Source organism: Rhizobacter sp. P1_G5, assembly GCF_056405435.1.
In genome coordinates, this window is sequence record NZ_JBFUCB010000150.1 from 1 (window position 1) to 11,059 (window position 11,059).

Consider the following 11,059-nt stretch of genomic DNA (forward strand, 5'->3'; position numbering starts at 1 on the left):
AAATGGCAAAAGGCAAATTCGAGCGGACCAAGCCGCACGTGAACGTTGGGACGATCGGTCACGTGGACCATGGCAAGACGACGCTGACGGCGGCGATCACGACGGTGCTGTCGGCGAAGTTCGGTGGTGAAGCSAAGGCGTACGACCAGATCGACGCGGCGCCGGAAGAGAAGGCRCGCGGCATCACGATCAACACGGCGCACGTCGAGTACGAGACGGCGAACCGCCACTACGCACACGTCGACTGCCCGGGGCACGCCGACTACGTGAAGAACATGATCACSGGTGCGGCGCAGATGGACGGCGCGATCCTGGTGGTGTCGGCCGCTGACGGCCCGATGCCGCAGACGCGCGAGCACATCCTGCTGGCCCGCCAGGTGGGCGTGCCGTACATCATCGTGTTCATGAACAAGTGCGACATGGTCGATGACGCCGAGCTGCTGGAGCTCGTCGAGATGGARGTTCGCGAACTGCTGGACAAGTACGACTTCCCGGGCGACAAGACGCCGATCATCCACGGCAGCGCGAAGCTGGCGATGGAAGGCGACAAGGGCGAGCTGGGCGAAGGCGCGATCTTCAAGCTGGCCGATGCGCTGGACAGCTACATCCCGACGCCGGAGCGYGCGATCGACGGCGCGTTCCTGATGCCGGTGGAAGACGTGTTCTCGATCTCGGGTCGCGGCACGGTGGTGACGGGCCGGATCGAGCGCGGCGTGGTGAAGGTCGGCGAAGAAATCGAGATCGTGGGCATTGCYGCGACGCAGAAGACGACCTGCACGGGCGTGGAGATGTTCCGCAAGCTGCTGGACCAAGGCCAGGCGGGCGACAACGTCGGCATCCTGCTGCGCGGCACGAAGCGTGAAGACGTGCAGCGCGGCCAGGTGCTGTGCAAGCCGGGCAGCATCAAGCCGCACACGCACTTCACSGCTGAGGTGTACGTGCTGAGCAAGGAAGAAGGCGGCCGCCACACGCCGTTCTTCAACAACTACCGGCCGCAGTTCTACTTCCGCACGACGGACGTGACGGGCGCGGTGGAGCTGCCGAAGGACAAGGAAATGGTGATGCCTGGCGACAACGTGAGCATCACGGTGAAGCTGATCGCCCCGATCGCGATGGAAGAAGGCCTGCGCTTCGCCATCCGTGAAGGCGGCCGCACCGTCGGCGCCGGCGTCGTCGCCAAGATCCTCGAGTAATTTGCGTTTGAAGGCCACAGGGGTATAGCTCAACTGGCAGAGCGCTGGTCTCCAAAACCAGAGGTTGGGGGTTCGATTCCCTCTGCCCCTGCCAATCGGTGAAGTTGGTGGGGTTGAGATTGGTGGCCCAAGCAGCCCGCACGGCGACGAAAAGTCCCGGCGGGCTTTGCTGCTGAAAAGCGGCACATGTTTTTTGAAGAGCGAAATGTCGAATCCACAAGTCGAAACCGTCTCCACGGGCACTGACAAGGCCAAGCTCGCCGCCTCCGGCGTGCTGGTGATCGTGGCCTTGGCGGCGTTCTATGCGCTCGGCAAGCAGGATCTCTGGCTGCGCGTCGGCGCCCTGGTGCTGCTGCTGGTGGCTGCCGTCGGGCTGTTCTTCACGTCCGAAAGCGGCAAGCAGCTGATCGCCTTCGGGCAGGATTCGTCGCGCGAAGTCCGCAAGGTCGTCTGGCCGAGCCGCAAGGAAGCGACCCAGATGACGCTGTACGTCTTCGCCTTCGTGGTCGTGATGGCGCTGTTCCTGTGGTTCACCGACAAGACGCTCGAATGGGTGCTGTACGACCTGATCCTGGGCTGGAAGCGTTGAGGACATCCTGATGAGTGAACAACAGCCCAACGAGCAAACCGCCGCCGAAGCCGTGCCCGCGCCCCTGGCGCCGGCCGGCAACAAGCGCTGGTACGTGGTGCATGCCTATTCGGGCATGGAGAAGGCCGTCGAGCGCAACCTGCGCGAGCGCATCGACCGCGCCGGCATGCAGGACAAGTTCGGCCGCATCCTGGTGCCGATGGAAGAGGTCGTCGAGCTGAAGAACGGCAAGAAGGCCGTGACCGAGCGCCGCTTCTTCCCGGGCTACGTGCTGGTCGAGATGGAAATGGCCGACGACACCTGGCACCTGGTGAAGCACACCAGCAAGGTCACCGGCTTCGTCGGCGGTGCGAAGAACCGCCCGGCGCCGATCTCCGAAGCTGAGGTGATGAAGATCGTCACCCAGATGCAGGAAGGCGTCGAGAAGCCGCGCCCGAAGGTCGAGTGGGAAGTGGGCGAACTGGTGCGCGTCAAGGAAGGCCCGTTCACCGACTTCAACGGCGCGATCGAGGACGTCAACTACGACAAGTCCAAGGTGCGCGTCTCGGTCACGATCTTCGGCCGCGCCACGCCGGTCGAGCTCGACTTCTCGCAGGTCGAGAAGGTCTGACGGCCTGAAGAATTCGGGCCCGGATGGCGGCCCGGCAAGGCAACTTGCAAAGGCCATCCCGTTGATGCCGGTGACGAGACACCGGTACGAGGAGCAAGGGTAACCAGCCCCTTGCGTTGGCACTCAAGGCCCGTCTGCCAAGGCAGGCCTCTCTGGAGAAATCATGGCAAAGAAGATTGTCGGCTTCATCAAGCTGCAAGTRCCRGCYGGYAAGGCCAACCCGTCGCCCCCGATCGGCCCGGCCCTCGGCCAGCGCGGCCTGAACATCATGGAGTTCTGCAAGGCGTTCAACGCGCAGACCCAGGGGCTGGAACCCGGCCTGATGCTGCCGGTCGTGATCACCGCGTTCGCGGACAAGTCCTTCACGTTCATCATGAAGTCGCCCCCGGCGACCGTGCTGATCAAGAAGGCGATCAAGCTCGACAAGGGCTCGGCCAAGCCGCACACCGACAAGGTCGGCAAGATCACCCGTGCCCAGCTCGAAGAGATCGCGAAGACCAAGGTCAAGGATCTGACGGCAGCCAACATGGATGCCGCCGTTCGCACGATCGCAGGCACCGCCCGCTCGATGGGCGTGACCACTGAAGGAGTCTGAGCATGGCCAAGCTGACCAAACGCCAAAAGGCCGTCGCCGGCAAGGTTGACAGCACCAAGCTGTACGCCATCGACAACGCGCTGGCCATCGTCAAGGAATGCGCGACCGCCAAGTTCGATGAATCCATCGATGTGGCCGTGCAACTCGGCATCGACGCCAAGAAGTCCGACCAGGTCGTTCGTGGCGCCGTCGTGCTGCCCAACGGCACCGGCAAGACCAAGCGTGTCGCGGTGTTCGCGCAAGGYGCCAAGGCTGAAGAAGCCCGWGCCGCCGGCGCMGACATCGTCGGCATGGACGACCTCGCCGAACAGGTGAAGGCCGGCAACCTGAACTTCGACGTCGTGATCGCCTCGCCGGACACGATGCGGATCGTCGGTACGCTGGGCCAGATCCTCGGCCCGCGCGGCCTGATGCCGAACCCGAAGGTCGGCACCGTGACGCCCGACGTGGCCACCGCGGTGAAGAACGCGAAGGCCGGCCAGGTGCAGTTCCGCGTCGACAAGGCCGGTATCGTCCACAGCACCATCGGCCGTCGCTCGTTCGACGCCGACAAGCTGGTGGGTAACCTGCGCGCGCTGATCGAGGCCCTGAACAAGGCCAAGCCGGCATCGAGCAAGGGCATCTACCTGCGCAAGGTGGCGGTGTCGTCGACGATGGGCGTCGGCGCCCGCGTCGATGTCGCTTCGATCAACGCGTCCGCAGTGGCCGCCTGATCCGATCCGACAGATAAGAAATCGAGGGTCGGCACGAGTCTGGTGCCGGTCCGATGAATTGGTGGGCTGGTCCGGTGAAAGCCGGGCCAGGTCATCCAAGACCGCAGGCGTGGCCCCCGGGCCGCTTAATCGACGAGACGGTGGCGACACCCGATCCGAAGCCCGCGCAGATGGCGATCCCACTGGCAAGGAACCCTGGTTCCAAGGCAGAGGTCGCTGAATCGTGGTGTGTCCTGATGCTTCATGCGGACGGACACGATGTGTGAGGAGCAGACCTTGAGTCTCAATCGCAACGAGAAAGCAGCCGTGGTGACGGATGTGGCCGCGCAAGTCGCGCGTTCACAGACGTTGGCGCTGGCCGAGTACCGTGGCCTCACCGTGGCTCACCTTGACACCCTGCGCAAGCAGGCGCGCGACAAGGGCGTGTACCTTCACGTGCTGAAGAACACCCTGGCTCGCCGTGCCGTTGCCGGTACGTCGTTCGAGGTGGCTGCGGAAAGCTTCGTCGGCCCGCTGATCTACGGTTTTTCCGAGGACCCCGTTGCCGCGGCCAAAGTCATCGCCGACTTTGCCAAGGGCAACGACAAGCTCGTCATCAAGGCTGGTGCGTACGCCGGCAAGGTCCTGAACGCCGACGGCGTGAAGGCCCTGGCCAGCATTCCCAGCAAGGAAGTGCTGCTGTCGCAGCTGGCCGGCCTGCTCATGGCACCGGTGCAGCGCACGGCCGCCGTCCTGGCCGCCCTGGCCAAGCAACGTGGCGAAGGTGCTGCAGAAGCAGCCCCCGCCGCCGAAGCTGTCCCGGCCTGAAGACGACCCTCTCAACCTTTACCTGATATCTAGGAACCAAAATGGCATTCGATAAAGACGCATTYYTGACCKCGCTGGAYAGCATGWCGGTSMTSGAACTCAACGAMCTGGTSAARKCCATCGAAGAGAARTTCGGCGTGACCGCCGCTTCCATGGCCACCGGCGGTGGCGGCGGTGGCGGCGGCGCTGCTGCTGCTGTCGTTGAAGAAAAGACCGAATTCAACGTCGTGCTGCTCGAAGCCGGCGCGAACAAGGTGTCGGTCATCAAGGCCGTGCGCGAACTGACGGGCCTGGGCCTGAAGGAAGCCAAGGACCTGGTCGACGGCGCTCCGAAGCCCGTCAAGGAAGCCATCCCCAAGGCCGACGCCGAAGCCGCAGTCAAGAAGCTGGTCGAAGCTGGCGCCAAGGCCGAAATCAAGTAATTCGGCTTGTCAGCACGGGGCTGGGTGCCGGTTTTCGGCCCCAGCCTTTTGCGCTTCAGGGGTTTGTCCCCCTGAGGACACCTGAAAGGGCGGGAACGACGACAATGTCGATCCTCCCCTCCTTTTCAAGTGTTCTCTGATCCGACTGCAGAGAACGGGTTTGGTCGGACTCCGGTGCAATGCCGGGGTTGTCCGCCAGCGGTTGGTAGTGGCCAGCCACCAAGCGTCGAACGCAATGTTCGAAAGACAGTCGCCGACGGGAGCAGGCCTGGGCCCGGCTCTGTTCCCCGATACGGAGTGAGAAATCACATATGGCGCAGCACGCAACCCCCTACAGCTACACCGAGCGCAAGCGGATTCGCAAGAGCTTCGGCAAGCGCGAGAGTGTCCTCAACGTTCCCTATCTGCTGACGATGCAGAAGGAGTCGTACGTCGCCTTCCTCCAGAAGGACGTCGCTCCGCAGAAACGCAAGCCTGAAGGCCTGCAGGCCGCTTTCCTCTCCGCTTTCCCGATCGTGTCGCACAACGGGTTCGTGGAGATGAAGTTCATCGAGTWCAACATGGCCAAGCCCGCGTTCGACACGCGGGAGTGCCAGCAGCGCGGGCTGACCTACGCCGCCGCGGTGCGTGCCAAGCTGCAGATGATCATCTATGACCGCGAGTCGCCGCAGGCGAAGACGGTCAAGGAAATCAAGGAACAAGAGGTCTACATGGGCGAAGTGCCGCTCATGACCGACTACGGTTCGTTCATCGTGAACGGCACCGAGCGCGTGATCGTCTCGCAGCTGCACCGCTCGCCGGGCGTGTTCTTCGAGCACGACAAGGGCAAGACCCACAGCTCGGGCAAGCTGCTGTTCAGCGCCCGCATCATTCCGTACCGCGGCTCCTGGCTCGATTTCGAGTTCGACCCGAAGGACATCCTGTACTTCCGCGTCGACCGCCGCCGCAAGATGCCGGTGACGATCCTGCTGAAGGCCATCGGCCTGAACCCGGAATCGATCCTCGCGAACTTCTTCGTGTTCGACAACTTCCGCCTGATGGACTCCGGTGCCCAGATGGAGTTCGTCGCCGACCGCCTGCGCGGCGAAGTGGCCCGCTTCGACATCACCGACAAGAACGGCAGCGTCGTCGTCGAGAAGGACAAGCGCATCACCGCGCGCCACACGCGCCAGATCGAGCAGAGCGAGACGCAGTTCATCAGCGTGCCGGAAGACTTCCTGGTCGGCCGCGTGCTGGCCCGCAACATGGTCGACCCGGACACCGGCGAGATCATCGCGAAGGCGAACGACGAGCTGACCGACTCGCTGCTGAAGAAGCTGCGCAGCGCCGGTGTGAAGGAGATGCAGTGCCTCTACACCAACGAGCTGGACGAAGGCGCCTACATCTCGCAGACGCTGGCCGCCGATGAAACGGCCGACCAGCTGGCTGCGCGCGTCGCGATCTACCGCATGATGCGCCCCGGCGAGCCGCCGACCGAAGACGCCGTCGAGGCGCTCTTCAACCGGCTGTTCTACAACGCCGACACGTACGACCTGTCGCGCGTGGGCCGCATGAAGTTCAACGCCCGCGTCGGCCGCGACGTGCCGGAAGGCCCGATGACGCTGTCGAACGACGACATCCTCGACGTCGTGAAGATCCTCGTCGAGCTGCGCAACGGCCGCGGCGAAGTCGATGACATCGACCACCTGGGCAACCGTCGCGTGCGCTGCGTGGGCGAGCTGGCCGAGAACCAGTACCGCTCGGGCCTCGCCCRCATCGAGAAGGCCGTCAAGGAACGCCTCGGCCAGGCCGAGACCGAAGCGCTGATGCCGCACGACCTGATCAACTCCAAGCCGATCTCCGCGGCGCTGAAGGAGTTCTTCGGTGCGTCGCAGCTGTCGCAGTTCATGGACCAGACCAACCCGCTGKCCGARATCACSCACAAGCGTCGCGTCTCGGCCCTGGGCCCGGGCGGCCTGACCCGCGAACGCGCCGGCTTCGAAGTSCGCGACGTGCACCCGACCCACTACGGCCGCGTSTGCCCGATYGARACGCCKGAAGGYCCGAACATCGGCCTGATCAACTCGCTGGCCCTGTACGCCCAGCTCAACGAGTACGGCTTCCTCGAGACGCCGTACCGTCGCGTGGCCGACGGCAAGGTGACGATGCAGATCGATTACCTGTCGGCCATCGAGGAAGGCAAGTACGTGATCGCGCAGGCCAACGCCTCGCTCGACGCCGACGGCAAGCTGATCGACGAGCTGGTCTCCGCGCGTGACAACGGCGAATCGATCCTGACCTCGCCGGAGCGCATCCAGTACATGGACGTGGCGCCGACGCAGATCGTCTCGGTGGCCGCCTCGCTGGTGCCGTTCCTCGAGCACGATGACGCGAACCGCGCGCTGATGGGCGCCAACATGCAGCGCCAGGCCGTGCCGACGCTGCGCCCCGAGAAGGCGCTGGTGGGTACCGGTGTCGAACGCGTCGCCGCGAAGGACTCGGGCACGGTCGTGGCCGCGCGCCGCGGCGGTGTCGTGGACTACGTCGACACCAACCGCATCGTGATCCGCGTCAACGACAACGAGACGGTGGCCGGTGAAGTCGGCGTCGACATCTACAACCTGATCAAGTACCAGCGTTCGAACCAGAACACGAACATCCACCAGCGTCCGATCGTCAAGCGCGGCGACAAGGTCGAAGCCGAGGACATCATTGCCGACGGCGCCTCGACCGACATCGGCGAGCTGGCGCTCGGCCAGAACATGCTGGTCGCGTTCATGCCCTGGAACGGCTACAACTTCGAAGACTCGATCCTGATCAGCGAACGCGTGATCGCCGACGACCGCTACACCTCGATCCACATCGAGGAACTGGTGGTGATGGCGCGCGACACCAAGCTGGGCTCGGAAGAAATCACGCGCGACATCCCGAACCTGAGCGAGCAGCAACTGGCTCGCCTGGACGAGTCGGGCATCGTCTACGTGGGCGCCGAGGTCAACCCGGGCGACACGCTGGTGGGCAAGGTCACGCCGAAGGGCGAGACCACGCTGACGCCGGAAGAGAAGCTGCTGCGCGCGATCTTCGGCGAGAAGGCCTCCGACGTGAAGGACACCTCGCTGCGCGTCGACCAGGGCACCAGCGGCACCGTCATCGACGTGCAGGTCTTCACCCGCGAAGGCATCCAGCGCGACAAGCGCGCGCAACAGATCATCGACGATGAACTGAAGCGCTACCGCCTCGACCTGAACGACCAGCTGCGCATCGTCGAGGCCGACGCGTTCGACCGGATCGAGAAGCTGCTGTCGGGCAAGATCGCCAACGGCGGCCCGCAGAAGATCGCCAAGGGCACCGCCATCGACAAGGCCTACCTGGCCAGCGTCGAGAAGTACCACTGGTTCGACATCCGCCCGGCGGACGACGACATCGCCAACCAGCTCGAGTCGATCAAGAACTCGCTGGAGCAGACGCGCCACAGCTTCGACCTCGCGTTCGAAGAGAAGCGCAAGAAGCTCACGCAGGGCGACGAGCTGCCGGCCGGCGTGCTGAAGATGGTGAAGGTGTACCTGGCCGTCAAGCGCCGCCTGCAACCCGGCGACAAGATGGCCGGCCGCCACGGCAACAAGGGCGTCGTGTCCAAGATCAACCCGATCGAGGACATGCCGCACATGGCCGACGGCACGCCGTGCGACATCGTGCTGAACCCGCTGGGCGTGCCGTCGCGGATGAACGTCGGGCAGGTGCTCGAGGTCCACCTGGGCTGGGCCGGCAAGGGCATCGGCCAGCGCATCGGCGACATGCTGCAGGCGCAATCCAAGGTGGCCGAGCTGCGCAAGTTCCTCGACGAGCTCTACAACAAGTCGGGCGGCAAGACCGAGCGCCTGGACCACCTGAGCGACGACGAGATCCTCGAGATGGCCGGCAACCTGAGCAAGGGCGTGCCGTTCGCGACGCCGGTGTTCGACGGTGCGGCCGAAGAGGAAATCCGCGGCATGCTGAAGCTGGCCTACCCGGACGAGATCGCCAAGGTCAAGGGCCTGACGGCCACGCGCACCCAGGCCACGCTGTACGACGGACGCACCGGCGACGCTTTCGAGCGTCCGGTCACGGTCGGCTACATGCACGTGCTGAAGCTGCACCACCTGGTCGACGACAAGATGCACGCCCGTTCCACCGGCCCGTACTCGCTGGTCACGCAGCAACCGCTGGGCGGCAAGGCCCAGTTCGGTGGCCAGCGCTTCGGCGAAATGGAAGTGTGGGCCCTGGAAGCCTACGGCGCGTCCTACGTGCTGCAGGAAATGCTGACCGTCAAGTCCGACGACGTGAACGGCCGCACCAAGGTGTACGAGTCCATCGTCAAGGGTGAGCACGCGATCGAGGCCGGCATGCCGGAGTCGTTCAACGTGCTGGTCAAGGAAATTCGTTCGCTCGGTATCGACATCGAGCTCGAGCGCAACTAAAGAAAAGGAAACAGAACATGAAGGGTTTGCTTGATCTGTTCCGCCAGTTCACCCCTGATGAGCATTTCGATGCCATCAAGATCGGGCTGGCTTCCCCCGAGAAAATTCGGTCGTGGTCGTTCGGCGAAGTGAAGAAGCCGGAGACCATCAACTACCGCACCTTCAAGCCGGAGCGCGATGGCCTGTTCTGCGCCAAGATCTTCGGCCCGATCAAGGACTACGAGTGCCTGTGCGGCAAGTACAAGCGCCTGAAGCACCGTGGCGTGATCTGCGAGAAGTGCGGCGTCGAAGTGACGCAGACCAAGGTTCGCCGTGACCGCATGGGCCACATCGACCTGGCGGCGCCGTGCGCGCACATCTGGTTCCTGAAGTCGCTGCCGTCGCGCCTGGGCCTGGTGCTCGACATGACGCTGCGCGACATCGAGCGCGTGCTGTACTTCGAAGCGTACGTGGTGGTCGACCCCGGCATGACCCCGCTGAAGAAGTTCAGCATCATGTCGGAAGACGACTACGACGCGAAGCGCACCGAGTTCGGCGACGAGTTCGTCGCGCTGATGGGCGCCGAAGGCGTGCAGAAGCTGCTGGCCGAGATGGACCTCGACGTCGAGATCGAGCGCCTGCGCGGCGACATGACCGGCTCCGAGCTGAAGGTCAAGAAGAATTCCAAGCGCCTGAAGGTGATGGAAGCCTTCAAGAAGTCGGGCATCAAGCCGCAGTGGATGGTGATGAACGTGCTGCCCGTGCTGCCGCCGGACCTGCGTCCGCTGGTGCCGCTGGACGGCGGGCGCTTCGCCACGTCCGACCTGAACGACCTCTACCGTCGCGTCATCAACCGCAACAACCGCCTGGCCCGCCTGCTCGAACTGAAGGCGCCGGAGATCATCGTGCGCAACGAGAAGCGCATGCTGCAGGAAGCGGTCGATTCGCTGCTGGACAACGGCCGTCGCGGCAAGGCGATGACCGGTGCCAACAAGCGCGCGCTGAAGTCGCTGGCCGACATGATCAAGGGCAAGAGCGGCCGCTTCCGCCAGAACCTGCTGGGCAAGCGCGTCGACTACTCGGGTCGTTCGGTCATCGTGGTCGGCCCGACGCTGAAGCTGCACCAGTGCGGCCTGCCGAAGCTGATGGCGCTCGAGCTGTTCAAGCCGTTCATCTTCTCGCGCCTGGAAGCCATGGGCATCGCCACCACCATCAAGGCGGCGAAGAAGGAAGTGGAATCGGGCACGCCGGTGGTGTGGGACATCCTTGAAGAAGTCATCAAGGAACACCCGGTGATGCTGAACCGCGCGCCGACGCTGCACCGCCTGGGCATCCAGGCGTTCGAGCCGGTGCTGATCGAAGGCAAGGCGATCCAGCTGCACCCGCTGGTGTGCGCTGCGTTCAACGCCGACTTCGACGGTGACCAGATGGCCGTCCACGTGCCGCTGTCGATCGAAGCGCAGATGGAAGCCCGCACGCTGATGCTGGCCTCCAACAACGTGCTGTTCCCGGCCAACGGCGAACCGTCGATCGTGCCGTCGCAGGACGTGGTGCTGGGCCTGTACTACGCGACCCGCGAGCGCATCAACGGCAAGGGCGAAGGCATCATCTTCTCCGACGTCGTCGAAGTGCAGCGCGCGCTGGACAACGCCGCAGTCGAAGTCACCGCGAAGATCAGCGTGCGCCTGACCGAGTGGACGAAGAACAAGGTGACC

The 11,059-nt window shown here is 64.2% G+C and carries 9 protein-coding genes and 1 tRNA gene; all 10 read left to right on the plus strand.

What is annotated here, in order from left to right; translation table 11 throughout:
- The first annotated feature begins 2 nt into the window (after positions 1–2).
- Positions 3–1,193, plus strand: coding sequence for an elongation factor Tu (gene tuf, locus AC1D12_RS12965; protein WP_047585659.1), 1,191 nt, complete (start codon positions 3–5; stop codon positions 1,191–1,193).
- A gap of 18 nt (positions 1,194–1,211) precedes the next feature.
- Positions 1,212–1,287: transfer RNA gene (locus tag AC1D12_RS12970), tRNA-Trp, on the plus strand.
- A gap of 111 nt (positions 1,288–1,398) precedes the next feature.
- On the plus strand, positions 1,399–1,782 hold the full coding sequence (gene secE / locus AC1D12_RS12975; RefSeq protein WP_477840801.1) for a preprotein translocase subunit SecE: 384 nt from the start codon (positions 1,399–1,401) through the stop codon (positions 1,780–1,782).
- A gap of 10 nt (positions 1,783–1,792) precedes the next feature.
- Entirely contained in the window at positions 1,793–2,392 is a 600-nt protein-coding gene (gene nusG / locus AC1D12_RS12980) for a transcription termination/antitermination protein NusG (protein ID WP_052204971.1), read from the plus strand.
- 163 nt (positions 2,393–2,555) lie between these two features.
- The gene (gene rplK, locus AC1D12_RS12985) at positions 2,556–2,987 is read left to right on the plus strand and encodes a 50S ribosomal protein L11 (protein ID WP_047510949.1); all 432 of its coding nucleotides are present in this window, start codon (positions 2,556–2,558) and stop codon (positions 2,985–2,987) included.
- A gap of 2 nt (positions 2,988–2,989) precedes the next feature.
- On the plus strand, positions 2,990–3,700 hold the full coding sequence (gene rplA / locus AC1D12_RS12990) for a 50S ribosomal protein L1 (RefSeq protein ID WP_047510951.1): 711 nt from the start codon (positions 2,990–2,992) through the stop codon (positions 3,698–3,700).
- 276 nt (positions 3,701–3,976) lie between these two features.
- Positions 3,977–4,507 carry a 50S ribosomal protein L10 gene (gene rplJ, locus AC1D12_RS12995; protein ID WP_047510976.1) on the plus strand — a complete coding sequence of 177 codons (531 nt, stop codon included), beginning with the start codon at positions 3,977–3,979 and terminating at the stop codon, positions 4,505–4,507.
- Positions 4,508–4,548: 41 nt separating this feature from the next.
- Positions 4,549–4,929, plus strand: a complete 381-nt coding sequence (gene rplL / locus AC1D12_RS13000) for a 50S ribosomal protein L7/L12 (RefSeq protein WP_477840803.1) — start codon at positions 4,549–4,551, stop codon at positions 4,927–4,929.
- Between the two features lie 311 nt (positions 4,930–5,240).
- Positions 5,241–9,365 (plus strand): DNA-directed RNA polymerase subunit beta, encoded by a 4,125-nt coding sequence (gene rpoB, locus AC1D12_RS13005; protein ID WP_477840807.1) that lies wholly within the window; start codon positions 5,241–5,243, stop codon positions 9,363–9,365.
- A 17-nt stretch (positions 9,366–9,382) separates the two neighbouring features.
- A partial coding sequence (locus AC1D12_RS13010; protein WP_477840809.1) for a DNA-directed RNA polymerase subunit beta' occupies positions 9,383–11,059 on the plus strand: 1,677 nt, incomplete at its 3' end.

What these genes read in the sequence shown, in the direction of transcription:
- secE (WP_477840801.1), top strand. Translation starts at nt 1,399, where the DNA reads ATGTCGAATCCACAAGTCGAAACCGTCTCCACGGGCACTGACAAGGCC.
- nusG (WP_052204971.1), top strand. Translation starts at nt 1,793, where the DNA reads ATGAGTGAACAACAGCCCAACGAGCAAACCGCCGCCGAAGCCGTGCCC.